Source organism: Klebsiella sp. CN_Kp097, from assembly GCF_040064495.1.
In the GTDB taxonomy this organism is placed as follows: domain Bacteria; phylum Pseudomonadota; class Gammaproteobacteria; order Enterobacterales; family Enterobacteriaceae; genus Klebsiella; species Klebsiella aerogenes.
Genome location: NZ_JBEAIL010000004.1, coordinates 144,984 through 160,592 on the forward strand (window position 1 = coordinate 144,984; position 15,609 = coordinate 160,592).

Genomic DNA, 15,609 nt, shown 5'->3' on the forward strand with positions numbered 1-15,609 from the left:
TTCAGTTAACTTGCCAGAATCTGCGCCAGACAGGCAATCACCGCCTCGGGGTTGTCCCGGTGCGCGTTGTGTCCGGCATGGTGAATGATATGGGTATCGGCGGCGAGCGCTTGCGCGATAGCGCGAAACTTGGCGTCGCGTTCGCCGCACAGGTAGTGAAAAGGAAAATCGCGAGCCTGCAGAGACGGGCGCAAATCGGCCTGCCGGGCAAGGGAGGTCGCCTCCAGCATCGCCGCCAGCGTAGCGCCGTTATTGCGGCGACGTAGGGCGACCAATGACGCGCGCTGCGCCGCATTCAGCGAAGCGAAGACCGGCTGCTGATACCAATCGGCGAAGACCTGCGCTAACGGCTCGCGGCGAAAACGTTCCGCCCAGGCACTATCATTGCCGCGCCGCGCCTGCCGCGACGCTTCGTCCTGCAGGCCCGGATGTCCGCCCTCAACGATCAGGCCGCGCAGGCCCGCGCGCGGCTGGCAGGCGAAGTTCATCGCCACCCGGCCGCCCAGGGAGTAGCCAACCAACCAGTAATCCAGGATGTTGTAACTATTTAGCGTAGCCTGCAGTAATTCGCTAACCCCGGTAAAGCCATCAACCGCGATATCCGCCGAGCCACCGTGCCCCGGCAGATCGAGATACAGCCGCGGCCAGGCCGGAAACGCTTCGCCAACCGTACGCCACTCGTCGCGGTCTCCGGAAAAGCCGTGCAGGAATACCAGCCAGGGATAACCCGGCTGGCCGCTTTCAACCGCCGCGTTGAGCGTCACAGGCGACTTACCTGCGCCAGCAGTTGCTGGAGAGTCTGCGTACCATCGGTCTCGTTAACCGCCAGCTCAATTACCGTCGCCCCGGCGCGGCGCCACGCGCCTGCCAGCGCCTCATCCAGCGACTGCCAGTCATCAGGGCGGTGATAAGCCAGACCGAACATCGCCGCCGCGTGGCTGAAATCCACGTCCTGCGGCATTAAATAGAACTGGCGGCGCTCGTCCTGCGGCGTCGGCAGCATAGAGAAAATCTGCCCGCCGTTATTATTGACCACAATCAGCACCAGCGGCGCCGACGCCTGGCGCAGCAGGGCCAGCGAGTTGAGATCGTATAACGCCGAAAGATCGCCGACGATCGCAAGCGTAGGCCGGGCGCTCGCCCGCTGCACGCCGGCGGCGGTCGCCAACAGGCCATCAATGCCGCTGGCGCCGCGATTACTATAGACCGGATAACCCGCCGGCAGTTGCCCCAGCGCGTCTATCAGGCGTACCACTAAACTGTTGCCAACAAACAGCTGTCCCTGATCCGGCAAATAGCGCCGAATGCGCTGCGCCAGCTGCGCTTCGCCAAAAGGCTCGTTGCTGGCGACGGCGGCCTGCCACGCCTGCCCGGCAAGCTGCGGGATCACCGTCGCCCACGGCTGGCGTTTCTCCGCCGGATGCAATTCGAGCCAGCGCTCAACGCTTGAGAGCAGACGGCGACCGCGGTGCTGCGCCGGATCGAGGCGACCGCGCAGATTATCCACCAGCCAGTATTCATCCGGCTCGCAGGTCGCCTGCCACTGGAGCACGCGTTTGCCGGTCAGACTGCTACCGAGTTGCACGACGATTTGCGCCTGCGCCAGTTCGCTGACCGCTTTACCGTTGCCCAGCCACAGGTCGGCGCACGGCAACGGCTGCCCGGTCTGCGACAGGACATCGCCAATCAGCGGCCAGCCGAGGGTCTGCGCCCATTCAGCCACTTTTTTACCTTCCGCGGCGCTCATCCTGCCCGCGACCACTACGCCGCGTTTTTGCCGCCAGAAGAACCAGTCGCGCTGTTTCTCACTCTCCATCTGCAGCGCCTGACGCAGCCAGGGCTTATCGCTCTGCCACCAGTTGCCGAGCTGCTGTTGCCACTCCAGCCCGCTATCGTCCATATCGCCATATAGCGGCTCAGCGAACGGGCAGTTGATATGCACCCCGCCGGCATGCAGCTCGCCCAGCGCCTGATCGATGGTCGAGACCAACCAGCGGGCGGAAATATCCTGCGAAGGACGCGGTAAAGAAACGGTCTGCGCAGGATGAGAAGCAAACATTCCCGGTTGGCGGATGGCCTGATTGGCGCCGCAGTCGATAAGCTCCGGCGGGCGGTCGGCGGTCAGCAGGATCAGTTTTTCACCCGTCAGGCCCGCTTCAATCAGCGCCGGATAGAGATTCGCAGTTGCGGTTCCGGAGGTCACAATCACCGCCACCGGCTGGCGGCTGGCCTTCGCCAGTCCCAGCGCCAGGTGGCCAAGACCACGTTCGTCAAAATGAGTATGATGAATAAAAGCGCGGTTTTCCGCCGCCGCCAGGGTTAAGGGCGTCGAGCGCGAGCCTGGGGCAATGCAAATGTGCTGCACGCCGTGGCGGGTTAAAGCTTCAAGGATCACCGCCGCCCAGCGTCGGTTAAATGCGCTTACTGACATGAAATTGTCCGGTATCAAATATTGATGCTAAGTATAGATAAGGCAGAGTTGCGCCGTTTTGATATACGTCGTCTCTCTACGTTTCTGAAAGTAATAACGTTCGTAATCCCGCCGCTTTATTTTCTATTTCTTGCCACTCCTGCTGCGGGTCAGATCCGCTGACAATACCGGCCCCGGCATACAGCCTCAGGGTGTCGTTTTCGACTTTTGCCGAACGCAGCGCCACGCAAAACTCGCTTTGCGCCAGTGAAAGATAACCTGCGGAGCCGGCATACCATTCGCGGGTGAAAGGCTCATGGCGGCGGATGAACGCCAGCGCCGCCTGGCGCGGCAGCCCCGCCACCGCGGCGGTAGGCTGCAGCTGCAGCAGACAGCGGCTGTCGTCGGGCTCAGCCAGTTCGCACCAGATACAGCGCCGGAGATGCTGCACCTTACGCAGGCGTACGACCTGCGGCGGCAGAACGTCAAGCGTCGGCGACTCGCCCTGCAAACGCTGGCAGATATCCTCCACCACCAGCATATTTTCCCGCTGGTTTTTATCGTCTTTCATTAGCCAATCGGCCAACTGCTGCGCACGGGCGTCATCGTGATGATTAGCGACGGTGCCCGCCAGCGCTTCGGTGCGCAGCAGCGCGCCGCGTCGCCGCCACAGCCGTTCCGGCGTGGAGCCGAGAAACGCCTGCTGTGGGCTAAAGGCCATCAGGAAGTGAAAACAGTTAAGATTGCTGCGCCGACTGGCCGCCATAATGGCAAACGCCTGCAGCGGCGCGCTAAAGCGTAAATCCGTGACCCGCGCCAGCACAACCTTATCCATTTCGCCGGCGCCGATTGCCTGCGTCGCCTGCGTAATCAGCTCGCGCCACTGCGGGTATTCCGGCGCATGCTGCTCGCTTTGCAGCGGCGGCATCGATGCCGCCGTCGCCTGCTCGCTATTTAATGATTGGAGAAACGCCCGCGCGGCGGCCGCGTCGTCTTGCAGCGAGGTCACACTGTGTACCACCAGCCGCAAAGTCGCTTTGCCGCCCAGGCGGCGCCACTCCAGCCGCGGCAGAAACAGATGACCCTGCTGCGGGTCGAACGCATTCAGCCCGCTGATGCGCAGATCTTCCCGTCCCTGGGCGCATAAAAAATCATGCGCCGCGGACAAAGAGGCAAAGGTGGTTACTGCCCCCAGCGCCGCCAGCTCTTCATCGCCGTTACGCTGCTGCCAGTAGAATTGCGGCCAGCACGGCTGATGCGCGCACCACAGTAACGGGTCGAAGGCGTCGTTTAACGGGAATGGGATATCAAAAATTCGCGTGCCGGGTGACGGAGGGAAATCTTCAGCCAGGCAGCCCAGCAGGCTTTCCAGCGCGGTGGAAACAGACAGCACGCGAACCTCCACGAAATTAAAAACCCCACATTATAAAGGGTAGCTGCGATAAATAGCAGTACCCATCATGAGGGAGCGAACCTTAACAGGCCCGGCGAACGCCAGCCACTGGATTCGCTACAGGAGGAAAAGTATAGATAATTGATAGCGATACGCTATTACTATTTAGCTTCTTAATGAGTTGTGATGTCACGCGCCATACCGATATGGGCAATACCGTCCTCATCGTATACCTCCGTCACCGGCACAAAACCAAAGCTGGCATAAAATTTCTGCAGATGCGCCTGCGCCCCAAGATAAATCGCCTTCTGCGGCCAGTTCTGCCGGCAGCTGGCCAGCGCCTGCTCCATCAGCTGGTAGCCCAGCTTCTCGCCGCGCACGGACGGGCTAACGATAACCCGACCGATCACCACCGGTTCGAACTCCTCTTCGCTTTTGAGGATCCGCGCATAGGCCACCAGCTCTCCGTCGCGCCAGCCGAGCAGATGACGGTTCTCACCGACTAAATCATCGCCGTCGATATCCTGATAGACGCAGCGTTGTTCGACGACAAACACCGCGCTGCGCAGCTTCAGCAAGGCGTACAGTTGAGCAACGGTGAGCTCGCTGTGATGTAAATCCTGCCAGGTCATCATTTGTGACTCCTTATTGATATACTGATGCTTTACCACTCGCCTGAGGACACTGGACGATGGAATTAACATTTTTGGGGACATCCGCCGGCGTGCCGACCCGTACGCGTAATATGACGTCGATAATACTGAATTTGCAACAACCCACCAGCGCTGAAATGTGGTTGTTTGACTGCGGCGAAGGCACCCAGCATCAGTTTCTCCATACCCCTTACCACCCAGGCAAACTGAATAAAATTTTCATCACTCACCTGCACGGCGATCATCTGTTCGGCCTGCCCGGCCTGTTGTGCAGCCGCTCGATGCAGGGAAACTCGCTGCCGCTGACGGTTTACGGGCCAAAAGGGATTAAAGAATTCATCGAAACCGCACTGCGCCTGAGCGGCTCGTGGACCGATTATCCGCTCACTATCATCGAAGTCGGCCCCGGCCTGGTCTTCGACGAAGATGGCTATCGGGTCAGCGCGTACCCGCTCAGTCATCCGGTGGAGTGCTACGGCTACCGCATCGAACAGCATGACAAGCCCGGAACGCTCGATGCCGCCCAACTGATTGCCGATGGCGTGCGTCCGGGGCCGCTGTTCCATCAGCTCAAGCTCGGCCAGCGTGTTGAACTGGAAGATGGCCGGGTCATCGACGGTAGCCGCTATCTGGGACCATCGACGCCGGGTAAAACGCTGGCCATTTTTGGCGATACCGCCCCCTGCCCGCAGGCGCTGGAGATGGCGCGCGGCGCGGATGTGATAGTCCACGAAACCACGCTTGAGCAGGCGATGGCGGAGAAAGCCAATAGCCGTGGCCACTCTTCCAGTCAGCAAACCGCGGCGCTTGCCAAAGAAGCGGGGGTCGGCACGCTAATCGCCACCCACTTTAGCTCGCGCTACGATGCCGAAGGCTGCCTGCGTATGCTGGCGGAATGCCGGGAGATTTTCGCCAATACGCTACTGGCGGAAGATTTTATGGTCTATCGGCTGGCGTAAACCGCAGGCATAAAAAAACCGCCGACAAGTCGGCGGTTTTTTATTTATAGCGCAGATTACATCAGCGGCGTCGCCAGCTGCACGATGCTAATCAGCGGCTGCGGCCACACGCCGAGCACCAGCACCAGCAGCGCGGAGATCAGCACTACGATACCGCCGGCGCTGTACTGCCAGTTTGACGGCGCATCGCGGTTCAACTGCTCCGGGGCGCTGAGGTACAAGCTGACGGCAACGCGCAGATAGTAGTAGAGACCAATCGCCGAGCCGATCACCACCGCGGCAACCAGCCACCACAGGTGCGCATGCACACCGACGGCCAGCACGTAGAACTTACCGATAAAGCCGAGGGTCATCGGGATACCGGCCAGCGACAGCATCATCACCGTCATTACCGCCGACAGGATCGGACGGTGCCAGAAAAGACCACGGTAGGAGAACAGCGAGTCAGCATCCGGACCGCGGTACGGGCTGGACATCAGGCTGACCACGCCGAACGCGCCGAGGCTGCTGAACAGATAACCGGCCAGGTAGACGCCAACGGCTTCCATCGACATTTCGCCGCTCTGCAGGGCGATTAACGCCACCAGCAGATAGCCAAGGTGTGAGATGGAAGAGTAACCGAGCAGACGCTTAATGTTGGTCTGGCTCAGCGCCATCAGGTTACCGAAGATGATAGAGGCGAAGGCGATCAGGCCCAGCACCACGCGTACCGCTTCACTGTCGCCCACCGGCATGTACAGGAACAGACGCATCACCACGCCGAAGATGGCAATCTTGCTGGCGGTCGCCAGGAAGGTGGATACCGGCGCAGGCGCGCCCTGGTATACATCCGGCGTCCACAGGTGGAACGGCACCAGCGACAATTTAAAGCCAAGACCGACGATCATCAGACCGAGGCCCGCCAGCAGAAGCGGCTCGTGCAGCGCGTTGTCAGCCAGGCTCTTGCCCAGCGCGAGGAAGGACAGGTTACCGGAATTCGCATACACCAGCGCCATACCGAACAGCAGGAAAGACGAGGCTGCCGCGGAGAGGATGGTGTATTTGATGCTCGCTTCCAGCGAACGTTTCTGGCGGAAGGCGTAACCGACCAGGCCGAACAACGGCAGCGAAATCAATTCGATACCGAGGAACAGCGAGGCCAGGTGATTGGCGCCGGCCAGCAGAATGCCACCCAGTGCGGCGATCAGCACCAGCAGGTAGAACTCTTCTTTATTGTCCTTGTAACCCTCAAGCCATGGGTAGGCGAAAGTACAGGTCGCGAGGCTCGCCAACAGCACCAGCCCGGTATAGAGCATCGAGTAACCGTCAACGCGGATCAGCGGGGTGACGTCCATCGCCCCGTTCTGACCAACAAACCAGAGCGAGACCAGCGCGGCGTTAAGTCCGAGAACCGACAACGTGGCATTGAGAAAATGATTGCGTCGCCACGCAATGGAGAGCATCACAACCACCACCGTCAAGCCGACGATCAGCAGCGGTAGCAGTGCGATCAGTTGTTGTGGAGTTATTGTCATGGCGAATTACGGCCTTGTAGTAGAAACAGAATTAACAAACCACTGCTGAATGTTGCTCATCGCAGCATGCGAGGTGTCAAGAATCGGCTGCGGGAAGAAGCCCAACAGCACCAGCAGCACCACCAGCAGCAGGATGATAGACAGTTCACGCAGGGACATCCCCGGCAGCTCTTTCGTCGCGATTTCGCTTTTCGCCTTACCGAAGTAGGCGCGATGCAGCATCGACAGCGAGTAAACGGAAGCGAATACCAGACCAAAGGTCGAGATAACGGTAATCACCGGCACCACTTTATAGCTGCCGAACAGAATCATAAATTCGCCGACAAAGTTACCGGTGCCCGGCATCCCCAGGGTGGCGACAGCGAAGAACATCGACATCGCCGGCAGCCATTTAATTTTGCTCCACAAGCCGCCCATCTGGCGCATATCGCGGGTGTGCAGACGTTCGTACAGCTGGCCGCACAGAATGAACAGACCCGCCGCGGACAGACCGTGGGCAATCATCTGAATCACCGCCCCTTGATAAGCCAGCTGGCTACCGGTGTAGATAGCAATCAGCACGAAGCCCATGTGGGAAACGGAGGTGTAAGCAATCAGACGTTTGATATCGGTCTGGGCGAAGGCCATCCACGCGCCGTAGAAGATACCGATCACGCCCAGCCACATGGCGATTGGCGCAAACTCGGCGGAAGCGTTCGGGAACAGCGGCAGCGCAAAGCGCAGCAGACCGTAGGCCGCGGTTTTCAGCAAGATGCCCGCGAGGTCGACGGAACCGGCAGTCGGCGCCTGGGAGTGGGCGTCCGGTAGCCAGCCGTGCAGCGGTACTACCGGCATTTTCACCGCGAAGGCGATGAAGAAGCCGAGCATTAGCATGTATTCCACGCCGTGAGACATCGGAGTTTTCAGCAGCTCTTCATAGTTGAAGGTCCACACGCCGGTGGCGTTGAAGTGGACGAATGCCAGCGCCAGAATGGCGATCAGCATCACCAGACCGCTCGCCTGGGTATAGATGAAGAACTTGGTGGCCGCCGTGATACGCGTTTTACCGTCAGAGGCTTTGTGCCCCCACAGCGCGATCAGGAAGTACATCGGCACCAACATCATTTCCCAGAAGAAGAAGAACAGGAACATGTCGATGGCGAGGAATACCCCGATGACGCCGCCCAGGATCCACATCAGGTTGAGGTGGAAGAAGCCCTGGTACTTTTCGATTTCGCGCCAGGAACAGAGCACCGCCAACACGCCGAGCAGGCCGGTCAGCACCACCATGAGCAGCGACAGACCGTCAATCGCCAGATGGATGCTAATGCCGAAACGTGGGATCCACGGCAGCACGAATTCCGACTGCCACTGCGGAATCCCCGCGGATTGCGTCAGAGAATAGCCGCCCTGCATCCACAGCTGCAGGCCAAGCACCAGCGTCAGTCCCATGGTAATCAGCGCGATCCAGCGCGGCAGTTTCACGCCAAAGCGTTCAGTCTGCCAGCACAGGAAGCCGCCAATAAAGGGGATTAATATTAGCCAGGGTAATAACATGGCGATTTTTATTCCTTGTTAAAGTCCCGTTCAGGACCGATTTTCAACGAATTCGACTACATTCACGTTTGAGGGCGATTTGTTGTGTCGGGTGGCACTTCGCTTACCCGACCTACGGTTTCGTAGGCCCGGTAAGCAAAGCGCCACCGGGCAAAACCGCGCGCTCAAATCAACGCAGTACCATCAGCAGAGCCAGCACCACCACCGCGCCAATGCTCATTGAAGCCACATACCAGCGCAGATAGCCGTTCTCGCTCACCAGCAGACCTTTGCCTGCGAAGCGGGACAGAATCGCCGGGATATTCATCAACGAGTTCAGCGGATCGCTCTTCAGCAGCCAGGCAATGCCGAGGAATGGTTTGACGAACACTTTGTCGTATAACCAGTCGAAGCCCCAGGCATGGAACCACCAGGTGCCGAAGAAGCGGCCAGGCGCGCTGTTGGCGATGGAAGTCACCAGCGTACGTTTGCCCAGCCACAGCCATGCGGCGATCAGGATGCCGGCGATAGCGATAATCCCGGAGGTCATTTCCAGCGTCATCACGCTACCGTGAGCGAGCTCAGTGGTCTGCGGCAGTACGCCTTCCAGCGGCGGCACAATCAGCGCGCCAACGAAGGTGGACAGAATCAGCAGCACAATCAGCGGCAGATGGTGGGTAATCCCCTTCCCTGCGTGCGCGTGAATTTGCTCTTTACCGTGGAACACGATGAAAATCAGACGGAAGGTATACAGCGAGGTCATAAAGGCGCCGACCAGGCCCGCTACCATCAGATTGATATGACCGTTGGCCATCGCGCCAGCCAGAATCTCATCCTTACTGAAGAAGCCTGCGGTGATAAGCGGCAGAGCGGACAGCGCCGCGCCCCCCACCAGGAAGCAGACATAAACCAGCGGAATGGATTTGCGCAGGCCGCCCATCTTGAAGATGTTCTGTTCATGATGGCAGGCGAGGATCACCGAACCGGACGACAGGAACAGCAGCGCTTTAAAGAACGCGTGCGTCATCAGGTGGAAGATCGCTGCGTCCCATGCCTGCACGCCCAGCGCGAGGAACATGTAGCCAATCTGGCTCATGGTCGAGTAAGCCAGCACACGTTTGATATCGGTCTGCACCAGCGCGGCGAAGCCCGCCAGCACCAGTGTGATTGCGCCAACGATACCGACCAGATGCAGCACTTCCGGCGTCATCAGGAACAGGCCGTGGGTACGGGCAATCAGGTACACGCCCGCGGTCACCATGGTAGCCGCGTGGATCAGCGCAGAGACCGGCGTTGGGCCCGCCATCGCATCGGCAAGCCACGTTTGCAGCGGCAACTGAGCGGATTTACCGACCGCGCCGCCGAGCAGCATCAGCGTCGCCCACTGCAGCGTGGTGCTGCCGTTTGCGAAGTGCTGCGGCGCCAGCTCAACCATTTCGCGGAAGTTCAGGGTGCCCAGTTCGTTATAAAGAATGAACAGCGCGAAGGCGAGGAACACGTCGCCGACGCGGGTGACCACGAACGCTTTCATCGCCGCGGCGTTATTCTTCGGATCGGTGTAGTAGAAACCGATCAGCAGGTAAGAACATAGACCCACGCCTTCCCAACCAAGGTACATTAACAGCAGGTTATCGGCCAGCACCAGAACGACCATGCTGGCGATAAACAGGTTGGTGTAAGCGAAGAAGCGAGAGTAGCCCTCTTCGCCGCGCATGTACCAGGAAGCGAACATGTGGATCAGGAAGCCGACGCCGGTAACCACGGAGAGCATGGTCAGAGACAGGCCATCCAGCACCAGGTTGAAGCCGATGTTGAAATCACCGACCGACATCCAGTTCCACAGCGGTACGCTGACCGCCTGTTTACCGTTAGCGAAAAAATCGACGCCGACGTACGCCGTCACCAGCGCCGCCAGGCCTACCGACCCCATCCCAACGGTGGCGGAAAGATTTTCCGACCAGCGTCCGCGGGAGAAGGCCAGTAGCACAAAGCCAATCAATGGCAGAAGAATGGTTAAGGCAAGCATGTTCATCCACGCAACTCACTTACTGAATCGATGTTCAGGTTCTGGCGGCGACGATGGAGCTGCAGCAGCAGCGCCAGACCGATACTCGCTTCCGCAGCCGCGAGGCTGATGGCGAGGATATACATAATCTGACCATCAGTCTGGCCCCAGTAGCTTCCCGCGACCACGAATGCCAGCGCGGCGGCGTTAATCATGATTTCCAGGCTAATCAGCATAAATAGCAGATTGCGGCGGATCACAAGACCAGTCAGGCCGAGCACAAACAGGATGGCGGCGAGGATCAGTCCATGTGTTAAGGGGATCATGCGTGTTCCTCCGTTTTTCTTTTGTCGCTGTCATTCACGCGGTTGCTCAGCACCTCACCTGCGCGCTCTTCGCGGCCAATGTGGAAGGCGACAACCAGGCCCGCCAGCAGCAGCATGGAGGCCAGCTCCACCGCCAGGACGTACGGCCCAAACAGCGCAATACCCACTTCTTTGGCGTTGATCGCCGCGCCGTCGATACCCTGGTCATTAATGCCCAGGATGGCGTAAACGATAACTACCAGCAGCACCGCGGAAAGGATGGCCGGGCCAATCCAGATCCCCGGCTGCAGCCATTTGCGTTCCTGTTCGATCTCGGTGCCGCCCAGGTTGAGCATCATCACCACGAACACGAACAGCACCATAATGGCCCCGGCGTAAACGATGATTTCCAGCGCACCGGCGAAGTAAGCGCCCAGCGAGAAAAACACCCCGGCAATCGCTAACAGCGAAATGATCAGGTACAGCAGCGCGTGCACCGGATTGGTGTGGGTGACGACCCGCAAGGTTGCGAGGATGGCTATCAGGCCACAGATATAAAAAGCGAATTCCATTGCCCCTCTCCTTACGGTAACAGGCTCTTGACGTCGATTGGCTTAGCTTCGTTTTCCGCTTCGCCCTTATCTTTGCCGTCGATTGCCATACCCGCCATCCGGTAGAAGTTATATTCCGGGTATTTGCCCGGACCGGAAATCAGCAGATCCTCTTTTTCGTACACCAGATCCTGACGTTTGTATTCGCCCAGTTCGAAGTCCGGGGTCAACTGAATCGCCGTGGTCGGGCATGCTTCTTCGCACAGGCCGCAGAAAATGCAGCGTGAGAAGTTGATGCGGAAGAACTCCGGGTACCAGCGGCCATCTTTGGTCTCTGCTTTCTGCAGAGAAATACAGCCAACCGGGCAGGCTACCGCACACAGGTTACAGGCAACGCAGCGCTCCTCACCGTCCGGATCGCGCGTCAGCACGATACGGCCACGATAGCGCGGCGGCAGATATACCGGCTCTTCCGGGTACATCTGAGTTTCACGTTTGGCGAAGGCGTGCATCCCGATCATGCAAATACTGCGGACCTGGGTGCCGAACCCTACCAATAATTCTTTTAAGGTCATGTTCAATTCACCCCTTATTGCGCCTGCCAGAGAATGACAGCCGCCGTTACCAACAAGTTGACCAGCGTTAACGGCAGGCATACCTTCCAGCCAAAGGACATTACCTGGTCATAACGCGGACGCGGTAATGATGCGCGGATCAAAATGAACATCATCATGAAGAACGCGGTTTTCAGCGCGAACCAGATGAAAGGCGGTAACCACGGGCCATTCCAGCCGCCGAAGAACAGCGTAACGATCAGCGCTGAAACGGTGACAATCCCGATGTATTCACCGACGAAGAACAGACCGAATTTCATACCGGAATATTCAATGTGGTAACCATCGGCCAGTTCCTGCTCCGCTTCCGGCTGGTCGAACGGGTGACGGTGACACACCGCCACGCCGGCGATGGCGAAAGTGACGAAGCCAAAGAACTGCGGGATGACATTCCACAGATGCGCCTGGTTGTTGACGATATCGGTCATGTTGAATGACCCCGCCTGCGCCACCACGCCCATCAGGGAGAGACCGAGGAACACTTCGTAGCTCAGCGTTTGCGCGGAAGCACGCATCGCCCCCAGCAACGAGTATTTGTTGTTACTCGACCAACCGGCGAACAGGACCGCGTAGACCGCCAGGCCTGCCATCATCAGGAAGAACAGAATACCGATGTTCAGGTCGGCGACCACCCACGACGGGCTAACCGGCACGATAGCAAAAGCCAGCAGCAGCGAAGTAAAGGCGATAACCGGCGCCAGAGTAAAGATCACGCGATCGGAGAAGCGCGGGATCCAGTCCTCTTTGAAGAACATCTTGATCATGTCGGCGACCAGCTGCAGCGAACCGCCCCAGCCCACGCGGTTAGGTCCGTAGCGGTTCTGGAACAGGCCGAGCAGACGACGCTCGCCGAAGCTCATGAACGCGCCGCAGGTGACGACCACCAGCAGAATGACCACGGCCTTCAGGATGCTTAACAAAATGTCGATAAGATCCGGCGTTAACCAACTCATGCTTGCGCCTCCTGCAGTGAATCAATACGCGCCCCGGCCAGTACCGGCGCGATGCCCGGCATGCCCATCGGTAAGCCAACCTGTCCCGCGGCTAGCCCTTCAGAAATAACCAGCGGCAGACTCAGCGTCTGGCCTTCAACGCTGAAGGAAACCATCGCCCCGGCATTGACGCCAAGCTTTGCGGCATCCGCCGGGTTCATCTTGATGTACGGCTCAGGCATCCGGCTCTGGAACACCGGAGAACGCTGCGACAGCTCATCGCTGCCAAACAGGTGGTAGTAAGGCGCGATACGCCATTTGCCCTCTTCCGCGTGGAAGCTGGCCGGAACCGCCGTGAAGTACTCCAGCCCGCTGGCGGAAGCTTCAATCAGACGCACGCCCGGATCGCCGTGGCGCAGTTTACCGCCCACTTCATCCTGGAATTTGTTCCATGCCTGCGGGGAGTTCCAGCCCGGCGCCCACGCAAACGGAATTTGCGAACGCGGCGCGGACGGCTGGTTGTTCCCTTCCATCGAGAAGGCGAACATGGTGTCTTTATCCTGCGGTTGGCGCGGTTCGTGCACGCTGATGTTGGCGCGCATCGCCGTGCGGCCGCTGTAGCGGTGCGGTTCACGCGCCAGCTTCTGACCGCGAATGCGGAAGGTCGCATCCGGCGCGGCATCTTTAATGCCCGCCAGCTGCGGCAACGCCGCAATCGCCGCATCGATGACGTGGTCCAGCTGCGTCCAGTCAACCTGACGGTTGTTGACGGTGCTGTGCAGCGAATGCAGCCAGCGCCAGCTTTCCAGCATCACGGTTTTCGCGTCGTAGTAAGCCGGATCGTAAACCTGGAAGAAACGCTGGGCGCGGCCTTCGTTGTTCACCACGGTACCGTCGCTTTCAGCAAAGCTTGCCGCGGAGAGCACCAGGTGAGCTTTGTCCATAATCGCGGTGCGCTGATGATCAACCACCATCACCAGCGGCGCTTTCGCCAGCGCAGCGTCGACGCGTGCGGCGGAAGCATGACGGTGCAGGTCGTTTTCCAGCACGATAACCGCATCTGCGGCACCGCTTTCCAGTTCATCCAGCGCCTCTTCAAGCGAGCCGCCGCCGATCATGCCCAGGCCAACGCTGTTCACCGCGCGGGCGACCATAGTCACGCCAACATCGGCGCCGCGGCCTTTCAACGCTTTCGCCACGTTGGCGGCAGCCTGAATGATTTCCATGCTGCCGGCGTTAGTGCCGGAGATAATCAGCGGTTTTTTCGCCCCGGCCAGCGCCTGAACGATCACATCAACTTTACCCTGCAGGTCATGGCTCAGGCCATCAACCGCCGGCGCGCTGTTGTCCAGCGCATGGGCGATAGCAAAGCCCAGACGCGCCTGATCTTCCACCGGCGCGCGATAGGTCCACGCCGCGATGTCATCGAGACGGGTGTCGTCGATATTAGTGACGAATAACGGATGCTTGGCGCGCTGTCCGATGTTGAGAATTGCCGCAATCTGCCAGTCGGCCACTTTCTGCGCCGCCGCCATTTCGCGTGCTTTCCCTTTCACCGCCTGGCGTACCGCCAGGGCAACGCGCGCGCCGGTCTGGGTAATGTCTTCGCCCAGCACCAGTACCGCATCGTAGGATTCGATATCGCGCAGCGTCGGGGTATGGATCCCACCTTCGCGCAGCACTTTGAGCATCATCTGCAGGCGCGCTTGTTCGCCTTTAGCGATGCCGGTATAGAAGTTTTCGCTACCGACCAGCTCACGCAGCGCGAAGTTACTTTCAATGCTGGCGCGCGGAGAACCGATACCAATGACTTTCTTCGACTGACGCAGGATATCCGCCGCCCCCTGCATCGCCTGTTCGGCGTTGAGCGCGATCAGATCGTCGCCGCGGCGCTGAACCGGCTGACGCGGACGATCTTTGAGGTTTACGTAGCCATAGCCGAAACGACCGCGGTCGCAGAGGAAGTAGCGGTTCACGGTGCCGTTATAACGGTTTTCGATACGACGCAGCTCGCCATAGCGTTCGCCAGGGCTGATGTTACAGCCAATGGAACACTGCTGGCAGATGCTCGGCGCAAACTGCATGTCCCACTTACGGTTGTAACGCTCGGAGTGCGTTTTATCGGTGAAGACGCCGGTCGGGCAGACTTCAACCAGGTTACCGGAGAATTCGCTTTCCAGCGTGCCATCTTCCGGGCGGCCGAAGTAGACGTTGTCATGAGCGCCATAAACGCCCAGATCGGTGCCGTCGGCATAATCTTTATAGTAGCGAACGCAGCGGTAGCAGGCGATGCAGCGGTTCATTTCGTGAGAAATAAATGGCCCCAAATCCTGGTTGCGGTGGGTACGCTTGGTGAAACGATAGCGGCGGAAGCTATGGCCGGTCATGACCGTCATATCCTGCAGGTGGCAGTTGCCCCCCTCTTCGCAGACCGGGCAGTCGTGCGGGTGGTTGGTCATCAGCCACTCCACCACGCTTTCGCGGAACTGCTTCGCTTCGCCGTCGTCAATAGAAATAAAGGTGCCGTCAGATGCCGGAGTCATACAGGACATCACCAGGCGACCACGCGTGTCTTCCGCGTTCTGATATTGCTTCACCGCACACTGGCGGCAAGCACCGACGCTCCCTAGCGCCGGGTGCCAGCAAAAGTATGGAATATCAAGACCAAGAGAGAGACAAGCCTCTAGCAGGTTGTCCGCTCCGTTGACCTCGTATTCTTTGCCGTCTACATGAATCGTAGCCATTTGCGTGCTTCCAA

13 protein-coding genes are annotated in these 15,609 nt (G+C 59.1%); 1 reads left to right on the forward strand and 12 read right to left on the reverse strand.

Annotated features, from left to right (window positions below; genetic code table 11):
- Positions 1 to 5: 5 nt before the first annotated feature.
- The 4 genes from menH to ABLV07_RS06300 all read right to left on the reverse strand — a co-directional run bounded on the left by menH (position 6) and on the right by ABLV07_RS06300 (position 4,438).
- Entirely contained in the window at positions 6 to 764 is a 759-nt protein-coding gene (gene menH, locus ABLV07_RS06285) for a 2-succinyl-6-hydroxy-2,4-cyclohexadiene-1-carboxylate synthase (protein WP_015365599.1), read from the reverse strand.
- Positions 761 to 2,431 (reverse strand): 2-succinyl-5-enolpyruvyl-6-hydroxy-3-cyclohexene-1-carboxylic-acid synthase, encoded by a 1,671-nt coding sequence (gene menD, locus ABLV07_RS06290; RefSeq protein ID WP_015365598.1) that lies wholly within the window; start codon positions 2,429 to 2,431, stop codon positions 761 to 763. The genes menH and menD overlap by 4 nt, the downstream gene beginning before the upstream one ends.
- Before the next feature lie 76 nt (positions 2,432 to 2,507).
- On the reverse strand, positions 2,508 to 3,803 hold the full coding sequence (gene menF, locus ABLV07_RS06295; RefSeq protein ID WP_042893857.1) for an isochorismate synthase MenF: 1,296 nt from the start codon (positions 3,801 to 3,803) through the stop codon (positions 2,508 to 2,510).
- A 173-nt stretch (positions 3,804 to 3,976) separates the two neighbouring features.
- Positions 3,977 to 4,438, reverse strand: a complete 462-nt coding sequence (locus ABLV07_RS06300; protein WP_015365596.1) for a GNAT family N-acetyltransferase — start codon at positions 4,436 to 4,438, stop codon at positions 3,977 to 3,979.
- A gap of 56 nt (positions 4,439 to 4,494) precedes the next feature.
- Here ABLV07_RS06300 and rnz point away from each other — a divergent pair, with 56 nt between their 5' ends.
- On the forward strand, positions 4,495 to 5,415 hold the full coding sequence (gene rnz, locus ABLV07_RS06305; RefSeq protein ID WP_015365595.1) for a ribonuclease Z: 921 nt from the start codon (positions 4,495 to 4,497) through the stop codon (positions 5,413 to 5,415).
- 56 nt (positions 5,416 to 5,471) lie between these two features.
- Here rnz and nuoN read toward each other — a convergent pair whose 3' ends face one another.
- The 8 genes from nuoN to nuoG form a co-directional block, all read right to left on the reverse strand.
- A complete protein-coding gene (gene nuoN / locus ABLV07_RS06310; RefSeq protein ID WP_015365594.1) occupies positions 5,472 to 6,929 on the reverse strand; it encodes an NADH-quinone oxidoreductase subunit NuoN in 1,458 nt (485 codons plus the stop codon).
- 6 nt (positions 6,930 to 6,935) lie between these two features.
- Positions 6,936 to 8,465, reverse strand: a complete 1,530-nt coding sequence (gene nuoM / locus ABLV07_RS06315) for an NADH-quinone oxidoreductase subunit M (protein ID WP_015365593.1) — start codon at positions 8,463 to 8,465, stop codon at positions 6,936 to 6,938.
- Positions 8,466 to 8,634: 169 nt separating this feature from the next.
- Entirely contained in the window at positions 8,635 to 10,476 is a 1,842-nt protein-coding gene (gene nuoL, locus ABLV07_RS06320) for an NADH-quinone oxidoreductase subunit L (protein WP_348853349.1), read from the reverse strand.
- Entirely contained in the window at positions 10,473 to 10,775 is a 303-nt protein-coding gene (gene nuoK / locus ABLV07_RS06325; RefSeq protein ID WP_004865088.1) for an NADH-quinone oxidoreductase subunit NuoK, read from the reverse strand. Before nuoK ends, nuoL begins: the two co-directional genes overlap by 4 nt.
- Positions 10,772 to 11,326 carry an NADH-quinone oxidoreductase subunit J gene (gene nuoJ, locus ABLV07_RS06330; protein ID WP_015365591.1) on the reverse strand — a complete coding sequence of 185 codons (555 nt, stop codon included), beginning with the start codon at positions 11,324 to 11,326 and terminating at the stop codon, positions 10,772 to 10,774. Before nuoJ ends, nuoK begins: the two co-directional genes overlap by 4 nt.
- Before the next feature lie 11 nt (positions 11,327 to 11,337).
- Positions 11,338 to 11,880, reverse strand: coding sequence for an NADH-quinone oxidoreductase subunit NuoI (gene nuoI / locus ABLV07_RS06335; RefSeq protein ID WP_015365590.1), 543 nt, complete (start codon positions 11,878 to 11,880; stop codon positions 11,338 to 11,340).
- A 14-nt stretch (positions 11,881 to 11,894) separates the two neighbouring features.
- Entirely contained in the window at positions 11,895 to 12,872 is a 978-nt protein-coding gene (gene nuoH / locus ABLV07_RS06340) for an NADH-quinone oxidoreductase subunit NuoH (protein WP_015365589.1), read from the reverse strand.
- Positions 12,869 to 15,595 (reverse strand): NADH-quinone oxidoreductase subunit NuoG, encoded by a 2,727-nt coding sequence (nuoG, locus tag ABLV07_RS06345; protein WP_042893860.1) that lies wholly within the window; start codon positions 15,593 to 15,595, stop codon positions 12,869 to 12,871. Before nuoG ends, nuoH begins: the two co-directional genes overlap by 4 nt.
- Positions 15,596 to 15,609 lie beyond the last annotated feature (14 nt).